Here is an 18043-nt window from a genome sequence, read left to right as displayed (position 1 = left end):
AATTATTGACTTACATAACAGAATAAACTATAATATAGTAAAATATTGGTTTCTATAAATGTATGGAAGGAATATACGGTGTGAAAGAGGTAATTAGGGTAGATGAAGTATCTAAAACGATAAACGATAAACTTATTTTAGATAATGTAAATTTAACTATATATAGTGGAGAAGCATTGGGTATTTTAGGGCCAAACGGAGCAGGCAAAACCACGTTGCTTAGAATTATACTTGGTTTATATAAACCTTCTGGTGGCTCTGTATTTATCCATGGAAATCCGTTAAATTCATTAGGTAATGAAGTAAGAAAGAAAATAGGTGTTGTACTTGATATAAATGGTCTTTATCCTAGACTTACTGCTTATTCAAACTTAGAATTTTATGCCCGTATTTACAGAATAAATAACATAGAAGATAAAATTGACCAAATGATCGAGTATGTAGGGCTAAAGGATCGAAAGCATTCACGGGTATCAGAATTTTCTCTAGGTATGTCAAGAAGGCTTGCAATAGCACGTGCTATTATTCATGATCCTGATATTGTTATACTTGATGAGCCTACAAATGGTCTAGATCCGGAGGGAACCTTACTGGTAAGAAATTTGCTAATAAACTTAAAAGAAGTGGGAAAAACTGTAATAATAAATTCCCACAATCTTTCTGAAGTTGAAAAGGTATGTGATAGGGTTGCAATACTAAATAAGGGAGCATTAGCACTTGTAGATACAGTAGAAAATGTTATTCACAGAAATGGATATCTAATTATTGAAATTCAGGAAAAGAATCTTTTAGATAAATTAATAGCCAAATTATCATCTTCCCAGTATATAGAATCAACCCAAAAGACAGAAACTGGGCTACGAATAAATTTGAAGAATCCAGAGTATAAAAACGAGGTAATAACAGTATTAAAAGAAACTGGAATTAGTTATAATTTACTAAACATAAACAACGACTCATTAGAAACGGTGTTTTTTGAACTAACTAAAGAGGGAGTAAAATATGAGTGAAGTCCTTGCAATTATGAAAAAAGATACACTAGATATGTTTAGAAAGGGACGAATATTTTTAATTTTATTATTCTCAACTGCTTTTTCGACATTTCTTCTTCGGCTTTTATCGGATGGTAGTCCAATTTTGAGCATAGGAAAGAAACAAGTTATGATTGATACACTTATAACCGTTTTCTTACTTGCACTCACTTTTATTGTTATATCAATTTTTTGTGAAGTACTTTTTCTGGAAGAGAGAGTCAGCGGAAGCTATGAAGTACTTTTTACAACCCCGCTAAACATAGGACAAATCATTACTGGAAAAGCACTAGCCAGTTTTGTCTTTTCTTATGTTATGGCTATATCAGCGGTTACTGGAATGTTGATTTCCTTATACATATACAAGTCATTATTTTTAATTCCGTCCATAATGGGCTTTGTAGGAGTCTTTGTTTCTATACCGTTTTTTTCTTTTTCTTTTGTTCGATTATATGGGACACTCATGTTCAGTATAAAAAACGTTCAAAATTTATATGTGTTTAGATATATTTTTATTTTTGGGGGGATTTATGGTATAACAAAAAGTATACCGATAATACTTAAATACACAAGTCCTAATTATTTGGTTATTGGAATTAATGTTACTTTATTAATTACTGGCGCAATAATTCTGATTACAACGAATATCTTAATTTCTAAAATAAGCAATGAGGAAATCTTAATGAGGTGTCGGTAGGAGAAAAAGTATATGTATCTTAAAAAACTGATTATGCTGAAACAATTAAATGAATCAATCTTTATGGATAAAAGGAATGCCAGCCTGCAAATTGCTTTGATATTGCTTTTGAGTGCTATATTACCAATAATTTCTAATAATTCGTTAGGCGAACTACCAGTGAATTTAGTCATTCTCAGAGTTTCAATGTATTCAATGGTTTTAACAATTTTTTCTTTTGCCTTAAAAACATTCTTTATAGAACGGGTACAGGGAACACTAGTACCTTTATTATCAACACCTATAAAGATGACCGATATAATATTTGGGAAATCATTTTTTTTAGTAATTACAGCTACTTTGCTCAGTTTAGTGGATCAAGCTATTGCAATTGCCTACATCTATATTATAAATCAAAGTGTTACTGATATAAAATGGCTTTTATTACAGGTTATTATCCAGACATTATTTGTTATACCCTTTTTTACTGGTATATTATCTAATATCATAGGAGTGATGACAATGACTGCAAAGAACAACAGAACGGCAAGTTTAAGTTCACTTTTGCCATCTTTAGCTGTTTTTATATTATTTGCTTTTACTACAAATAAAGAGATTCACATTTTATATTTACAAGTAATAATTGTAGTATCTTGCATAATTCTTAATATTGCGGTTTTCTTTTATCTTAAATATAGATTTAACTCAGAACGAGTTCTGTACGAGAGATTTTCAAAATAGAACCATAGAATATAAAGTAAGTTTCTTCTTTTTTAGTGTAACTTAGTTTAACGCTATACATAACATCGAAAGGATTTGATTTTAGTGGGAAAATGGAAAAGTCTATTAAAACTTTGTCCGTTTTTAAAAAATTATCGGTTGATTCTTTTATTCGGAATTCTTGGGGTTACATTTAGTTCTTTAATTTCATCTCCGATACCATATTTGACAGGTAATTTACTTGACGAGGCTTTATTGGGAAATAAGAGTTATGTTAATTTATATATATACTCTGGTATTATATTTGCACTTTATTTGTTAGATTATGTTGTGTCATTAGCTTCAAAAAAACTTTTCGTTAAAATAAATAATTCTGTTGTTAATAATATGCGGTACTCAGTAATGGATAAGGTTATGGATTTACCTATGAGCTATCTCTCAAGTACAGAGAAAGGTTATGTTCAAGAAAGAATTTCTGAATGCTCTTCAATTGGTAGCATCTTTTCCCCTACAGTTGTCAATATGTTTCTAAGCATTATAAGTGCATTGTTTGCAACCATCACTATGTTTGTCATAAATTATAAACTTGCGATTATGGTTGTTACTCTAGCACCATTTTTTTTCATTTCTGCAAAGGTTTCTACAAAACAATTTACAAAAAACACTAGAGATATGATGGAGTCTAATGCGGTTTTGAATGCTGAGTGTTTTGAAATAATGAACGGTATTGAGGATATAAAAGTATTGAATGGAAAGAAGCAACATATTTCTAAATTCAATGCTAAAATTACCGAGCTGGTTTATAGAAGTGTAAAACAAAATAAGTCAATGATTCTAGTAGTTGAAAATATTAGACTGATTAATAATGTAGGAATTCTTTTGATTCTGTTGATTTCTGGTCTATTGATAATAAATGGGCAGTTTACAGTAGGACTTTATACCTCGTTTTCTCTATATAGTGCCAAAGTATTTGCATGTACACAGAGTATTGCAATGTTTGGCACAAGTATAAAGCCAGCTTGCCTTAGTATTGAACGACTATATGAACTTTTAGATATGAAGGATGAGAATTATGAAAAAAGTAGCAGCCTAGATTCTATTACATCTATTGAATTTAATCAGGTAGGTTTCCGTTATAAAAATAACTTGCCAGATGTGTTTAGCAAAATTAATTTTAAATTAGTTAAAGGTGACAAAGTATTATTGAAAGGTGAGAATGGTTCTGGTAAAACAACTCTGGTTAAGCTATTACTTGGACTATATCAGCCAACATCAGGAGTTATACTTTTAAATGATCAAGATTCAACAAAGATAAACCCTAAAAGCTTGAGAGAGAGAGTTGGGGTCGTTTCGCAAAATATTTTTTTATTCCGAGGGACAGTTCTCAGTAATATTTTATATGGACATGAAGATAAAAGTTTACAGGATATACAAAATCTAATTGAAAGCTTAGGATTACAGGACTATATCAATAGACTGTCTAAAGGACTTGATACAGAAATTAATCAAAACACTTCAGGTGTATCCGGAGGACAAGCTCAGATCATTGCTTTTCTTCGTGCGCTCCTTTCAAAAAAGGATATTATTATTCTTGATGAACCGATATCAAATGTTGATATCGAAACTAGTAATCTTATCATTGGGATTTTAAAAGAGAAAGAATTTGATGGTATTTTAATTATAATCTCACATCAAACCAATGGAATGGAATTCCTAAATAAAATCATTGAGATAAAAAATATTGAGGGTATCCCAGAATTAAGTTTGTAAATATTCTTGTGATAATATTACAGTAGCAGAAAAGAAAAAACTAAATTTTCACAGGGCATAACCAACAATCGAGAGCAATTACAGCAAATAATTGTTAAACTACTGATTTTACTTACTGAACTGATAGTAATAGCTGTAATCTGATGTTTTCTTTCTTATTATACCAGAATAGAAAGGTTTGTATTCTAATACATAATTGATTGATTGACAAGTGATTTAATTTATACAATTGTTCAGAATAAAGCTCTCGAACCACAACATGTTTGAAAGTTTTATTGCGCACAATTTTTACTTACTGGTAAAGTTGTAGCAGCACTTCAAAGTGTCTGACAGAAATGATATACTTCTAATCATAAAGAGCGGAGGTTAAGATTCGAAAAGCGGATCATTATAACCTAATTTTAGGGAATAATACCCCTCCGCCAAGGAACCAATAGGTCTTTACGACATCATTTTTGTCTACTCAAGGCATGTGGAGTGCGTAATAGGAATGCAAAGGAAAGATACTTAGAAATCCTGAGTTTTCAGCACTTTGTGAAATTCACTACGTTTACAACGGATGGTGATGATTTCAGAAATAAGGTTTTGAAAAATAAAATTGATGTTTCTGTAGTGCTAGACCTCGAGTGTGTAGACATGTTTATGCAGTGGATTGAGTAGAGTGTTTAGACATGGTATATATTACGCAGTGTGGGGTAATTTGAGAATGGGTAATAATGAAGAGAATGTCGGCTGGACGGCGTTCTCTTTTTTATCGATAAAATTTGTAATATCAGTAAGCAGAAAACAGTATTAAAAACCAGTAGAAAAATAATATTTACTTAGAATAAGATTGTATTTACTTTACTTGAATTGACAATTATTTTTGAATTAACAGAATTTTCTACAAACTAATTGTGTTTATTTTCCTTTTCTAATATACTAATGATATGGAAAACTATTCCTCTGAAAGATGAAAAGAATTTAATGAGAGGAGAGATTTTATTGAAGATTAAAACAGTTAAACTAAAAAATTTTAGAAGTTACAAAGATGAAGTGTCTATAGATTTCTGTGACTTAACTGCTTTTGTAGGAAAGAATGATATTGGGAAATCAAGTATTTTAGAAGCACTGGATATTTTTTTTAATGAAGGCAAAGGGGTTGTCAAGATAGATAAAGATGATATTAATAAACAAGCCGTTTCAGAAGGTGATTCCGAAATATGCATTACTGTTTGTTTTGAAGAGCTTCCGACTAATATCATTATTGACGCTACCAATGAAACAACACTACATGATGAGTATTTAGTTAATTCAAGCAATCAGCTTGAGATTATTAAAAAATACCCCAATGCTGGTAAGGAAAAGGTATATGTAAGGGCATATCACCCGACCAATCCACAATGTAAAGATTTACTTCAAAAAACTGATACAGAGCTTAGGACAATCATTGATCAGCAGCAAATACAGTGCCTTGATAGAAACAGAAAAGCTGTTATGCGAGCAGCCATTTGGAATCATCACAATCAAGATTTGCAATTAGCTGAAATAGAACTTGATGTTACAAAAGGCGATACAAAATCCATTTGGGAGAAACTTCAAAGCTATTTGCCAGTTTACACTTTGTTTCAGTCAGATAGGAAAAATAGCGATGGTGATAGCGAGGTACAGGATCCACTTAAGGAAGCAGTTAAGCAAATCTTGAACAACGACGTGTTAAGACAAACACTCAGTGAAATTGCTTGTGAAGTAGAAACTAAGCTTAAAGAAGTGTCTGACAGAACGCTTGAAAAGTTACGAGAGATGAACCCTGATGTAGCTAATAGTTTGAACCCTGTAATCCCATCTGTTGAAAGCCTTAAGTGGGGAGATGTCTTTAAAAACGTTTCTATTTCAGGTGATGAGGGGATTCCAATTAATAAAAGGGGAAGTGGTGTCAAACGGCTAATTCTTCTAAATTTCTTCAGAGCGGAAGCAGAACGGAGAAAAGAAGATAGAAATAGTACAAGCATTATTTATGCGATTGAGGAACCAGAGACATCACAACACACTGAACACCAAAAAGCATTGATCAGAGCTTTCTTAACGCTTGCAGAATCTCCTAACACACAAGTAATTATAACGACCCATAGTGCAAGCTTAGTAAAGGAACTAAATTTTGAGAACCTACGCTTAATCTCAGCTAATTGCGGATCGAAAACAGTTGAAACTGTTTTACCAGGTCAATTACCTTATCCCTCCCTAAATGAAGTAAATTTTCTGGCATTTTCTGAAGTTACGGAAGAATATCATAATGAGCTTTATGGCTTTATTGAGGCCGAAGGGCAACTAGAAGCCTATAAAGCAGGAAAACCTACAATGAGGTATATAAAGATTCTCCGAAACGGTAGTACAAAAGAAGAGCAGATAATTCTGACCGAATATATTAGACACCAGATCCATCACCCTGAAAATAAACATAATCCTCGATATACCTTTGAACAGCTAAGAGATTCTATATGCCTTATGAGAGAATTTATTCAAACATTGCAATGCAGTATAGGTTAGAACAAGAGTTTGATAATGTTATGGGAGTGTTGATTGTATCTGACATTTCCTTTTTTATATTCTATAGCAGTTATAATGTCTTTTATTATTCGCAAAAGCGATATATAATTAGCTTGTGCCAAATAATTCCTATGGGGGAGAATGTAGTAATTGAATATATTACAGTTAAAGAAGCATCGGTAAACTGGGGGGTTACTGTACGCCATGTCAGGTATTATGTGCACAAAATAAAATTCAAGGAGTTATTCGCTTTGGAAGTAGTTGGGCAATACCTAAAGATTTAAGAAAGCCCCAAGATAGTAGATATAAAAAGATTAAAAACAATGATATTTAATTTCGTATATGCACGTGTATTAAAGTAAAAATGAACGTATATGAGTAAGAGTATCGCTATTCTGGATATACACAAGAAAGGAAAATCTTATGACTAAGACAATTAAAGATACGAAAGCATATTCTTTACTTTTAAGTAGGAATAGCTCTTTTTTAGATAAAGTCATTAAAATATACGATTACGCAGTAAATTTCTTACCCAAGATCAATCGTGTCTTTTCAAACTATACTGGACATGATATTTTACATTCTCTAAATGTAGCAGACTATATGTATGATTTATGTGACTATCCGGATCAACTTAGCGATTTGGAACTAGTCGTTATGCTTTATTCAGCGTTACTCCATGATATTGGAATGGTTGTTAGTGAACAAGAAATTGATTACATCAAAAAAGAGCAGGGAGACATCACAGAAAGAAAATACTCATTAGTTCTACAGAAATATAGGGATGAAACTGTAGCGTTACAGGAATGTATCCGTCCTATTCATGGTATGAGATCATATAATCACATTATGAAGATGGATAACGAATGTTTCATTGTGCCAGGCTATACTAACATTTCTTTTAAAGATGATGTAGCAAAAATATGTGCAGCACACAATGAAAACTTTGAGTGGATCACAAGTAATCTATCTCTTGACCAAATGAAAGGCAATTGGACGTTGAATTCTCAATATATTGCTTTACTCCTCAGAATAGCTGATTATTTGGATATAGATGAAGAAAGAGCGCCTCTTTATTTATATCAATATTTGAGTCCAAAGGATTATGGTGATTTAGAATGGAAGCAGCATTTTGTTATTGAGAATAAAGACAAGATCGCTGTTAATCCAAAAACCGGAAGAAAAAACATAGAATTTTATGGCGAGAGTTCAAATCCCAGTATACATAGAAAGCTCCTTAAGTATTTTGATTCAATAAATGATGAATTAAAAAGAGCTGTTGATTACTCGGAAACCTTTCGAGATAAAAGGTATCTTTTATCCATAAGCACGATGGTACATAACAAGATAAGGACAAAGGGATTTAACTTTTCTGATTTCAAGCTCTCTCTTGATTATAAAGCCGTTACAAGTTTGCTAATGGGTGAAAATATCTATGGAGATAAAAAATATGGATTACGGGAATTAATTCAAAACTCCATAGACGCTTGTATGGTTATGCAAGAGGAGGCAAACAACAAAGATGAATTTAAGTACAGTCCATACCAACCTTTTATCAATATCATTTTAGATCAGGATAGAAAACAAGTAATTATATTTGATAATGGCCGAGGAATGTCAGTTGATATTTTGAAAAAGTATTTCTTAAATGTAGGCGTTTCTTATTATGTTTCAGATGATTACTTGTTTAAAGGAAATAAATATACGCCTATTGGAAATTATGGAATAGGGTTTTTAGCATGCTTTATGCTGTCAGATAAAGTAAATGTTATTACAAAATATTATGGTGAAAATAGAGCTAACAAAATTGAATTTGAAAAAAGTAGTGAATATATTTGCTTGACGTATGAAGATGTACCACGTTCGCAGGGAACGGAAATAATTCTTGATTATGATCAATTTATTTCCGTCTTTGGGAATAGTCAAGATAATGTAGAAGTTTTTATAAAGAAAAATTTTATTGATTGCCAAATTCCCATAAGTTTAATAAGCTCAAAAGACGGGAAAACAACTCCTAAAGTTATAGAACTTCAGCAATTTGGCTCAATATATCCTGAAAGCATAAGACTAGATAAGTATTTTGATGGAATTCAAGTGGCTTTAAACTTCAATTATAAAGGCATTACATACTGGAAAAATTTCTCTGATATATATGCTGATGAAAGTTTTATATATCATGAAGCCAGAAATGAGATCTTGCCAGAGCAAGATGTAAGCTCTCCTGTCTTATTAAAAGAATATATCAAAGATGGTACAATTAAGTTTTTACGTCTACCTATAATAGCGTCATCTGAAGAAGATGATTTCGAAAAAGCATATGACGTTTTAGAAGACTTTGATGCCGCTTTGGGTAAAATCAATTATGAAAATGCAAACATTATAGCAGCCAATACAGCATTATATAACGATTCTGTGCTAATCGACAATGGCTATGATCGTATCGTTGGGAATTACACTTTATCAGACTTTAGAAGGCAGGTTGGACATTCCAGTAACGCTCCAACATATACTTTTTTAGAAGAAAAGAAGGTTATTCACGGTACTGGCGATAAAATTCTTCCTTACAATACGGATATCGGATTTAAGGGTATGTACTGGTTTAATTATACGGACTTTATATACATTAAGAATGTTTTAATTTCAGGCGCTAGGATCAAAATTCCCTTTCTGGTTGAAGGAATAGAATTAAAGGGGCTAGTTGTAAATGTTACAAATAAGAAAATAATTCCTAATGTGTCAAGAAACAATATTAGTGAGCAGCAAGGCAAAGAACTTTCATATGCGATAGGGAAAGCAATGCATATGTGGATTTATGAAAACGGAAATTTAGATATCGAGGAAAAGGAGCTGTTAAAAAAATTTATTTTTACGTGCTACCCAGAGGATAATAGTTTGCTTAAAAAATGATGCTTATATTTTTATTATGAATAACTCTATCATTTAATGTAATGAAAAGAGGATGCAGCTTTTGTCTGTATTCTTTTTTTCATATATATGCCGTTTGTTTTATTTCAAATAAAGCAAGCGGCTTTTTGCGTGAAAGGAGGAGTTTTAAGTGTCAAAAGTAATCGCCCTTGCTAATCAGAAGGGTGGCACAGGCAAAACGACCACAACAGTTAATCTTGGCATCGGTCTTGCTGCACAAGGTAAGAAGGTGCTCCTGGTAGACGCTGACGCGCAGGGTAATCTGACGGATTCACTGGGTTACCAGGAACCAGACAATCTGCCCGTTTCATTGGCCACTATCCTTACTAAAATCATGATGGAGGAACCGTACAACGCAGATGAAGGCATCCTTCATCATGCGGAAGGTGTGGATCTTATGCCGGGCAATATAGAACTGTCTGCCATTGAGGTTTCACTGGTTAACACCATGAGTCGTGAAACGGTACTGCGTACATATATCAATACGGTAAAAGACAAATATGATTATGTGCTGATTGATTGTATGCCGAGTTTGGGTATGTTGACAATCAATGCTCTTGCCGCTGCAGACAGCGTGATTATTCCGGTACAGGCTCATTACCTGCCAGCCAAAGGAATGACACAGTTACTGCAGACTATTGCCAGGGTAAGGCGGCAAATCAATCCTAAACTGACCATCGACGGTGTTCTACTCACAATGGTAGATAATCGTACCAACTTTGCAAAGGACATTTCCTTTATTTTACGACGGGACTACGGCGACAAGCTACGAGTATTCCAAACGGAAATTCCCTTATCAATCCGGGCTGCTGAAACAAGTGCCGAGGGGAAAAGCATTTATATGCATGATCCACATGGTATTGCTGCTAAAGCCTATCAGGCCTTTACAAAGGAGGTGCAGGACATTGGCAAAGAGCAACCCAAGAGACAGCATAAAACTGACATCAGTAGATGACCTGTTTTCCACGGAGGAAAGCCGCGTAGATAGTCAACGTGAAAAGGTACTGGATATTCCTCTGTCAGAAATCAGTGATTTTCCTAATCATCCTTTTAAGGTAAAGGCAGATGAAGCTATGCTGGAGATGGCTGATAGCGTAAAGCAATATGGCGTTTTGGTTCCCGGTCTTGTGCGGCCAAAAGCAGACGGCGGCTATGAAATGGTAGCCGGACACCGGCGCAAAAAGGCAAGTGAGCTTGCAGGCCGTGAAACCATGCCATGTATTGTCCGGAATCTGGATGATGATGAGGCGACAATTATCATGGTTGACAGCAATCTGCAAAGGGAAAACATTCTTCCGAGCGAAAAAGCTTTTGCATATAAGATGAAGCTGGAAGCTATGAACAGGCAGGGTCAGCGGACGGATTTAACTTGTTCCCAAATTGGGAACAAGTTAGACAGAAAGAGATCAAGTGAAGTTTTGGCTGAGCAAATAGGTGAAAGTAAAAATCAGATCTTCCGGTATATCCGACTGACTTACCTGCTTCCCTCCATTCTTGAAATGGTGGACGATAAACGAATAGCATTTAACCCAGCGGTTGAAATTATAAACTGTCAAGGAAAAATGTATAAAAAGTATTAAATAATTATGTACAACTATTCTCCTTGCTTCATATGATCCTTTAATCTGTATGACTTTCCAGATATAGATATTACATGTGCATGGTGCAATACCCTGTCAAGTATTGCATTGGCTACAACTGCGTCATAGAATACACCATCCCATTCGTTGAAATTCATGTTTGTTGTAAGAATGGTACTTTTTCTCTCATATCTCATATCTATAAGCTGAAAAAACATATTAGAATCTTCTTTATCAATGGGTAAGTAGCCAAGTTCATCAATGATAAGTAGTCTGTAATGGCAGAAGTGTCTGAGTCTTACATCAAGTCTGTTTTCCAGTTTTGCTTTCTTTAGTTGCTGCAATAAATCATGACATTTGATAAAATATGTGCTAGTACGTTTCTTTGCTGCAGCTATTCCTATTGATGTTGCCAGATGAGTCTTTCCAACACCACTTGGACCAAGAAATACTATATTCTCATTTCTTTCAAGAAAACCAAGCGTGCAAAGTTCTTGTATTTCTTGCTGATTTACTGACGGCTGAAAATTGAAATCATAATCTTTCAATTCCTTTACAAAAGGAAATGCTGCTGCTTTAATCATAGATCTAGATGCTTTGGCCTCCTTAAAATCAACTTCGTAATTACTAAGTCTCAGTAGTCCTTCTGTAAACGAAAGATTGTTGGATGTCACAAAATTAGATATTTCATCAAGATGAATTACCATTTGCCCAAGGCCAAGAATCTCCATATTCCTGCATAACTGTTTGTATGTACTGTTATTCATAACTGTATACTTCTCCTATAACCTGTAAGTTTTCTTTTGCCCGCTCATTTATATTTTCTTCCTTAAATGCATGCGATTTTCTTGCTATAGCAGTATAGTGTTCATTAAGGTAATTAAGTTTCTTTTTACTAAGGGTATGGATAGTTATTAATTCTATGTTATAATAAACATGTATGTAACCATCATACACTTGTAAAGTAAGAGTTTTTCCAACGTATTCTGGTGGTACAGAATACTGGCATCCATTATGGTTGAACATGCTGGATGAATTAACTTTTACTTTATGTGGAGTTATTTGATAAGGCTTTCTTATGGTATAGGCTGGTAAGCTTCCTAAGAAAGCTTTTTCCTTGTTGAAATACATTAATGGAATACGACCTGTACCTTGATTTACCTGCATGTTTACTCTGTTATTTATTCGTGTGACCAACTCATTAAGTTCCTTGTAATCAAGTTTTCCATTGTAGGCTCTTATCTCATCAAGTAGTTTCATTGGTGCTTCTACTTTGGCTTTTGTTCTTGGTCTTCCTGCAATACAAGGGTGCACCTTAAAACCATAATCATCCGCAAACTGCTTAAATTTTATATTTATTTTCCCTTCTGTATACTCTGTTCTTGGCTCATCCATAACTGTTTTCATATTATCGGTGACAATCACACTTGGAACACCTCCAAACGTGTTAAACGCATCATCAAGGAATGAAAATAATATATCCTGTGTTTTTGATAGAGATACCCTGTACACTCTAAAACGTGAATATGACAGCAATAATACAAATATGTTTACTTCTATTATTTCACCTGTTGAAAGAGTAAATCGTATAGACTCTTTCCAGTCTAGTTGTGCTTGTTGACCCATTCCTGTTTCATAACGTATGGTTACGTTATTTGCGTTTGAAGGTCTGCTTTTTTTGAAATATGAGTCTAGTTCAGGATATTTTCTTAGATAGTAGCAGAAATTCACATAAGACCCTTCATAAGAATGATTGTCTACTAGGTATTGCCATAAAACTCTTCTGTAATAAAATATCTGCTGGCTGTTATCAGATAGAAGCTCTGCAATAATGTCATAGTAAGCAGTGATACAATTCACGCATTCTCTGGATTTGGCCTTATGAAAGCCATTAATGTATTTATCAACTGTACGCCTATCGACATCAAGTTCCCTTGCGATCTGGCTTTTATTAACTTTCAATGTTGTATCCTCCATAAATGGTTTTAACTTATAAAGATCCTTGACAGTTTGAATATTTAAATCTGTTATGATACTACTTTTGATAATCATTAGGGTACCTCCTTTTGTACCCTGTAATCATACCATTTGTACATTTTTATTTAATATTATTTGTACATTATTAATTATAACTTTATAAAATCTCTTACCTGTCCGAAAATGAACAGCAAGACCTATATAAGACCATGCAATCAGAGGACTGTACTCCATCACTCTCACAAGCGCAGAGAATGAAGAGACTAAGCCAGGACGGCAGACTGAATATTGATGTCATATTTTCCATCCTTACTGAGGAAAAGCCTAACCAAAAAGAAAAGTTCCACATTCAGCGTGAGCGTATAGACCGATTTTTCCCTAAAAACTTTACCGAAAAGCAAAAGGAAGATTTGATTGTCCAATTACTTGAGAGCTGGTACAAAAAAAGGCAAAGGGAACAGGAAAGATAAAAATAGGACGCGGCCATTATGCAAACAAGGGAGGCCGTTTTTTTATGCCCTTTTTGAAAGGAGGGACTTTTATGTTCTTTACAGAAGGGCAGTTACGGGAATATGAGCGCATGATGCAGCAAAAACCGGGATATAACCGAAGAGTCATCAAAACGATGAAAGAACGGGATTGCAGGAACTGTAAGTATTTTGATGAGTCCTGTAATAAGTGCAGCAAGGATAAGTGCGATATATTTGATGATTAAGTACCAAACATTTTACACCAAGGGGGTAGTGTGCCTTTTTGATAAAAGCCGGTTTGGCGTTTGCTTTGCAGCTTCCCCCTCCCCACACCCCTCCCCCAATAAATTACCAGCCGAAAAAGAAATATCTATGTCTTTCGGCAGGTAATATATCAAATACATACAGGAAGGAGCCTTTATGAAACAAACGAAAAAGAAAAAGCCCAGGGTATTCCGTACCCTGATTTGGTGCATCCATAGCAACGCAAAAATGAATAAAAATATCGATGATGAAAAGCCGGATGGGAAAAAACAGGAAGCAGAAACAGCAACCTACTCTCTTTTTCGGCAGGTAAAATAATATATTACCCTAAAAAACTAATGAAAGGAGGAACGGAGCAATTTGAAACTACTGAAAAACCGTATATTTTTAAGTATCATCTGCATTACCATTGCAGCGGTAATTTCCTTTGTGCTTTTACCGCGTTTTTATGAAGATAAAAGCGTAACGGTCATGGTACTGCGGGCAGCAGGAGATATCAAGGCCGGAACAGAGATTACCGATAAACACCTGGCTACTGTAGAAGTAGGAGAATATGGTCTGCCGGAAGGTATTATCAACGATAAAGACTCAATCTTAGGAAAGATTACACTAACTGATATTGCAAAAGGAGATTATTTCTTTTCACAAAAACTCGGCGTATTCCTGGTAAATGAGCTATTTGATCGTATTGCAAAAAATAATCAGAGGCTGGTAACTGTAAGCGTACCAAGCGTTGCAGCTGGACTTTCCTCTCATCTGCAAAGCGGCGATATAGTAACGGTAGCCGTATTTTTGGAGCAGGCCTCCGACGGTGAGGATTCTTCCCCACAGGTTATCCTCTATCCCGAGCTGAAAGGACTGGAGGTTTACAGCGTGGAAAACGCCCGCACACAGGATACTGCAGAGGTACGAAAGCAGCAATCTGAGAGTCAGTCATCTACCGGAGATCCGGTTCCAAAGGCTATAACACTAATTGTTACAGAAGCGCAGGCTGAAAGACTTATCGAGGCCGAATATACAGGGAAACTGCACATGATCCTTGAGAAACGGGGTGTTGGCCATGAGCGGTAAAACCTATACTGTTTGGGGAGGTAATAATTGCGGTAAAACAACTTTCGCAGTAAACCTGGCCTGTGCACTTTCTAAACGTGATATGCTGGTAGGACTCATTTCCTCAAATTTGACATATGGAGATCTGCAAGTCTTTTTCGGCCAGAATGTTCCTCCTGAGAAAGGCCTTTTTAAAGCATTGAAAGATGATAACCCAAACATTGGAGATAAGTTTAGCCATTACGAGGGGAGTAAAAACCTGTTTTTTCTATCAGTGCCTACCTGCTATACCGGGCTTCTCTGTGATACCGTAACCCTTCAGGAAACTGAACGCATGATGAAAGCCGCAACGATGGTATTTGATATTCTCATCGTGGATGGTGCCCCTGAGTTGACCAACCCGATATCCGGAGTAGGCCTCTGGCTGGCTGAAAGAATATTTACCCTGCATAAGCCCTCAATAGCTGCCCAAATGTGGTACAGGAGTGTTTCCGATTTTACCCGGGAGCTGCATATTGCAGACAAGCAGACTCATATTCTTGTGTCTCCTAATGGTGAATTTGATGATAAACCCTATCGAAGTATGATGAAAGTGCCTTTTGCCTATGAGCTGCCATATATCAAACGGGCAGGAGAACTTGAGAATGCCGGGACACCGCTGTATTCCTATCATGATCGGTTCTGCAAACGTTATAGCAAGGTACTGGAGAAAATCGCATCCTCGATTTGTGGAGGTGAAAAGAGGTGAACCAAGGGTTTTCAGTAAATGACCTGATTTACCGGGCTAACAAACTGCGTTCTGACAGTGGTGAGAGTATGCAGGCCCAAGATTACAGCGAAATTCTTGATAAACTGCAGCGTATAATAGCGAAGAATCATTCATCGGAGCTTGCCCAGGTGTTGTACTCGGAGGAAGCCGAGGAAAAGCTTAAAGACCTAATCATGCGCTATTTAAACAGTGAGCAGCTGGTTGCAAAGGATAAAGGCAACATTTCTGAATTGGTAGACGCGATATATTATGACATGGCGGGTATGGGACTGTTATCACCATATCTTCAGGATACTGACACGGAGGAAATAAACGTCAACGGTTATGGCGGCATTTGGGTACTGTATAAGGATAGAAAGGTGCGGCTCAATGAAACCTTTGGTACACCCGAAGCCTGCTCCAATATTGTAAGAAAGATGAGCCGATTTGGGAATGTCATTCTCGATGGCTCAAAACCTATTGGAGACAGTTTCATTGCACGAGGTGTTCGAATGTCGGGCGCTATTTCGCCCTGCGTTGACCCGGATGCGGGTGCTATTGCCTCCATCAGGAAACAAAAGCCCTCTTTCATTACAAGGGAAAATCTGATTGAGTGGGATACGGCCACAGCAGAGGAACTGGACTTTCTGACCCTATGTGTTAATAACGGCGTATCAGTTGCAATAGCTGGAGCAACCGGCAGCGGGAAAACCGCTGATATGGGATACATACTAAGCTGCGTACCTCCGGATAAACGCATTGTCACAATAGAGGACACCCGTGAACTGTCACTGGCAAAGTTTGATGAAAACGGTGTAATGATAAATGATGTCATACATCTTTTAACCAAGGAAGAACCTAATCCTATTTCCATGCTGGATTTATTGAAACTATCACTAAGGCTGCATCCTGAAATCCTTGTACCTGCAGAGATGCGTGGAAAAGAAGCATTGACCGTGCAGGAAGCCGGACGGACAGGGCACACCATTGTCAGTACCCTCCATGCCAACAGTGCACGGACGGCATATGACAGAATCCTTACCATGTGCCTTGAGGCAGGAACATCCTTATCAGAAGAAAGACTTCTGAAAAACATTGTTGAAGCTTTTCCCATTATGCTTTTCAAAATGCAGCTTCCGGACAAATCCCGCAAATATATGGAAATCTTTGAGGCTACAGGGGTAGAGAATGGTGAGGTAACAGGAAGTACCTTATATAAATATGTTATTGACCATTATGAACGGGATAAAGACGGTAAGATTATTAAGGCTGTGGGCACCCATAAGCGTTTAGGTTGCATTTCGCCGGAACTTGCAGAAAAACTGCTGATAGGCGGTGTCCCTCAAGAAGAGCTTCTTCGCTTTACGAAAGGGGGAGCATGATGAATCTGATTTATCTATCTTATGTCCTTGTTTTCACACTCATCAGCCTTTCCCTGTTTCTCTTGCTTAATTTGAACCCGTTTACTAAAGAGCAGAATCTGCTGAAAAAACGTCGTATGGATCTGGTGGGGGCAAAGCTTAAAGTAACGGAGAGAATCTCAATACGTTTTGAAACCCTGTTTCGTCAGACTCGGTGCACTACGAGAAAATTTGTCATTATGATCCTTATATCAGTAGCAGGTGGCTTTGCTGCAGGAACCCTATTATTTGGTAATACCAGCCTGGCGGCGGTAATGGCGGCCTGTATGTTCCCTGCCCCGTATTTTTATCTGACAGTGAGAAGCTCTGGAGCAGCAAGGGAAGAAATCGAAGGGCTGGAAAACACCATGTCAATCATCACCAATGCTTATGCCGGAAATAATGACATTATTAAGGCAGTGGAAACCTATGTGGAGGAAAAGAATCGGTATATTCCAACACATTTAAGAATTCCTACACCTTTTGATGAGTTTGTGTCGGAAATCCGGTTCATCAATCCCAATGTGGAGCATGGACTTTACCGTTTGGCAGCCAAAGTTAAAAACCGGTACTTTAACGAGTGGGTAAAAACCCTCATCCTTTGCCATCATGACCGAAGACTGAAATTTGCTTTGTTTCCCATTATTAAGGCCATGAACGATGCAAAATCCATGCAGATTGAAAGCGACAGTATGATGGTAAAAGTATGGCGTGACTATCTTATGACGGCAGGACTCATGTTTTCTGTGATCCCTATGATGCGCTTTTCCAATGCCGAATGGTTTTCACTACTCACAAGGACTTCTATCGGTAAATTCCTAATAATTCTAATGCTCTTAACGGCTCTCGCTACAGCCTTTTATGTGATGAAAGCTACTAAACCGTCAAACAGATAAGGAGGTTTTC

16 protein-coding genes and 2 pseudogenes are annotated in these 18043 nt (G+C 36.1%); 16 read left to right on the top strand and 2 right to left on the bottom strand.

The features are described 5' to 3' along the window. Positions 1-149: 149 nt before the first annotated feature. The 9 genes and pseudogenes from EHE19_RS16320 to EHE19_RS16280 all read left to right on the top strand — a co-directional run. A pseudogene (locus tag EHE19_RS16320) lies at positions 150-1010 on the top strand (ABC transporter ATP-binding protein); the annotation flags it as partial. Then, positions 1003-1728, top strand: a complete 726-nt coding sequence (locus tag EHE19_RS16315; protein WP_137699196.1) for an ABC-2 transporter permease — start codon at positions 1003-1005, stop codon at positions 1726-1728. The pseudogene EHE19_RS16320 and the gene EHE19_RS16315, both read left to right, overlap by 8 nt. A gap of 12 nt (positions 1729-1740) precedes the next feature. Further along, a complete protein-coding gene (locus EHE19_RS16310; protein ID WP_137699195.1) occupies positions 1741-2448 on the top strand; it encodes a hypothetical protein in 708 nt (235 codons plus the stop codon). An 84-nt stretch (positions 2449-2532) separates the two neighbouring features. Next, positions 2533-4197: an ABC transporter ATP-binding protein gene (locus EHE19_RS16305; RefSeq protein ID WP_137699194.1), complete on the top strand. Its 1665-nt coding sequence runs from the start codon at positions 2533-2535 to the stop codon at positions 4195-4197. A gap of 477 nt (positions 4198-4674) precedes the next feature. Next, on the top strand, positions 4675-4857 hold the full coding sequence (locus tag EHE19_RS19630) for a hypothetical protein (protein WP_103080928.1): 183 nt from the start codon (positions 4675-4677) through the stop codon (positions 4855-4857). A gap of 306 nt (positions 4858-5163) precedes the next feature. Continuing rightward, positions 5164-6723 carry an ATP-binding protein gene (locus EHE19_RS16300; RefSeq protein ID WP_244648264.1) on the top strand — a complete coding sequence of 520 codons (1560 nt, stop codon included), beginning with the start codon at positions 5164-5166 and terminating at the stop codon, positions 6721-6723. 423 nt (positions 6724-7146) lie between these two features. Further along, complete coding sequence (locus tag EHE19_RS16290; protein WP_103080930.1) at positions 7147-9630, top strand: HD domain-containing protein; 2484 nt, start codon at positions 7147-7149, stop codon at positions 9628-9630. A 148-nt stretch (positions 9631-9778) separates the two neighbouring features. Continuing rightward, positions 9779-10603 (top strand): ParA family protein, encoded by an 825-nt coding sequence (locus EHE19_RS16285; RefSeq protein ID WP_103080931.1) that lies wholly within the window; start codon positions 9779-9781, stop codon positions 10601-10603. Beyond that, positions 10554-11192: pseudogene (locus EHE19_RS16280) on the top strand (ParB/RepB/Spo0J family partition protein); the annotation flags it as partial. The gene EHE19_RS16285 and the pseudogene EHE19_RS16280, both read left to right, overlap by 50 nt. Before the next feature lie 50 nt (positions 11193-11242). Here the strand turns inward: EHE19_RS16280 and istB are convergent. Together istB and istA are read right to left on the bottom strand one after the other, a co-directional pair. Next, the gene (gene istB, locus EHE19_RS16275; RefSeq protein ID WP_190530324.1) at positions 11243-11995 is read right to left on the bottom strand and encodes an IS21-like element helper ATPase IstB; all 753 of its coding nucleotides are present in this window, start codon (positions 11993-11995) and stop codon (positions 11243-11245) included. Next, positions 11988-13280 (bottom strand): IS21 family transposase, encoded by a 1293-nt coding sequence (gene istA / locus EHE19_RS16270; protein WP_190530322.1) that lies wholly within the window; start codon positions 13278-13280, stop codon positions 11988-11990. The genes istB and istA overlap by 8 nt, the downstream gene beginning before the upstream one ends. A 179-nt stretch (positions 13281-13459) precedes the next feature. Here istA and EHE19_RS16265 point away from each other — a divergent pair, with 179 nt between their 5' ends. From EHE19_RS16265 to EHE19_RS16235, 7 genes are all read left to right on the top strand, one after another. Next, positions 13460-13675, top strand: a complete 216-nt coding sequence (locus tag EHE19_RS16265) for a hypothetical protein (protein ID WP_244648263.1) — start codon at positions 13460-13462, stop codon at positions 13673-13675. A gap of 71 nt (positions 13676-13746) precedes the next feature. Continuing rightward, on the top strand, positions 13747-13920 hold the full coding sequence (locus EHE19_RS16260) for a hypothetical protein (protein WP_170045781.1): 174 nt from the start codon (positions 13747-13749) through the stop codon (positions 13918-13920). Positions 13921-14095: 175 nt separating this feature from the next. After that, entirely contained in the window at positions 14096-14257 is a 162-nt protein-coding gene (locus tag EHE19_RS16255) for a hypothetical protein (RefSeq protein WP_161496465.1), read from the top strand. Positions 14258-14299: 42 nt separating this feature from the next. Then, a complete protein-coding gene (cpaB, locus tag EHE19_RS16250) occupies positions 14300-15010 on the top strand; it encodes a Flp pilus assembly protein CpaB (RefSeq protein ID WP_137699239.1) in 711 nt (236 codons plus the stop codon). Next, positions 15000-15737: a CpaE/TadZ family protein gene (locus EHE19_RS16245; protein WP_137699240.1), complete on the top strand. Its 738-nt coding sequence runs from the start codon at positions 15000-15002 to the stop codon at positions 15735-15737. Before cpaB ends, EHE19_RS16245 begins: the two co-directional genes overlap by 11 nt. Next, positions 15734-17119: an ATPase, T2SS/T4P/T4SS family gene (locus EHE19_RS16240; RefSeq protein ID WP_137699241.1), complete on the top strand. Its 1386-nt coding sequence runs from the start codon at positions 15734-15736 to the stop codon at positions 17117-17119. The genes EHE19_RS16245 and EHE19_RS16240 overlap by 4 nt, the downstream gene beginning before the upstream one ends. Next, complete coding sequence (locus tag EHE19_RS16235; protein WP_137699242.1) at positions 17119-18033, top strand: hypothetical protein; 915 nt, start codon at positions 17119-17121, stop codon at positions 18031-18033. Before EHE19_RS16240 ends, EHE19_RS16235 begins: the two co-directional genes overlap by 1 nt. Positions 18034-18043 lie beyond the last annotated feature (10 nt).

Source organism: Ruminiclostridium herbifermentans, assembly GCF_005473905.2.
Taxonomy (GTDB): domain Bacteria; phylum Bacillota; class Clostridia; order Acetivibrionales; family DSM-1351; genus Ruminiclostridium; species Ruminiclostridium herbifermentans.
The sequence above is the reverse complement of the archived record's forward strand: the minus strand, read 5'-3'. Positions and strand labels throughout refer to the sequence as shown.

Coding starts and splice junctions, on each gene's coding strand:
- EHE19_RS16255 (WP_161496465.1), top strand. CDS start 14,096: ATGAAACAAACGAAAAAGAAAAAGCCCAGGGTATTCCGTACCCTGATT.
- EHE19_RS16235 (WP_137699242.1), top strand. CDS start 17,119: ATGAATCTGATTTATCTATCTTATGTCCTTGTTTTCACACTCATCAGC.
- EHE19_RS16315 (WP_137699196.1), top strand. CDS start 1,003: ATGAGTGAAGTCCTTGCAATTATGAAAAAAGATACACTAGATATGTTT.
- EHE19_RS16300 (WP_244648264.1), top strand. CDS start 5,164: ATGAGAGGAGAGATTTTATTGAAGATTAAAACAGTTAAACTAAAAAAT.
- istA (WP_190530322.1), bottom strand. CDS start 13,280: ATGATTATCAAAAGTAGTATCATAACAGATTTAAATATTCAAACTGTC.
- EHE19_RS16245 (WP_137699240.1), top strand. CDS start 15,000: ATGAGCGGTAAAACCTATACTGTTTGGGGAGGTAATAATTGCGGTAAA.
- EHE19_RS16265 (WP_244648263.1), top strand. CDS start 13,460: ATGAAGAGACTAAGCCAGGACGGCAGACTGAATATTGATGTCATATTT.
- istB (WP_190530324.1), bottom strand. CDS start 11,995: ATGAATAACAGTACATACAAACAGTTATGCAGGAATATGGAGATTCTT.
- EHE19_RS16260 (WP_170045781.1), top strand. CDS start 13,747: ATGTTCTTTACAGAAGGGCAGTTACGGGAATATGAGCGCATGATGCAG.
- EHE19_RS16310 (WP_137699195.1), top strand. CDS start 1,741: ATGTATCTTAAAAAACTGATTATGCTGAAACAATTAAATGAATCAATC.
- EHE19_RS16290 (WP_103080930.1), top strand. CDS start 7,147: ATGACTAAGACAATTAAAGATACGAAAGCATATTCTTTACTTTTAAGT.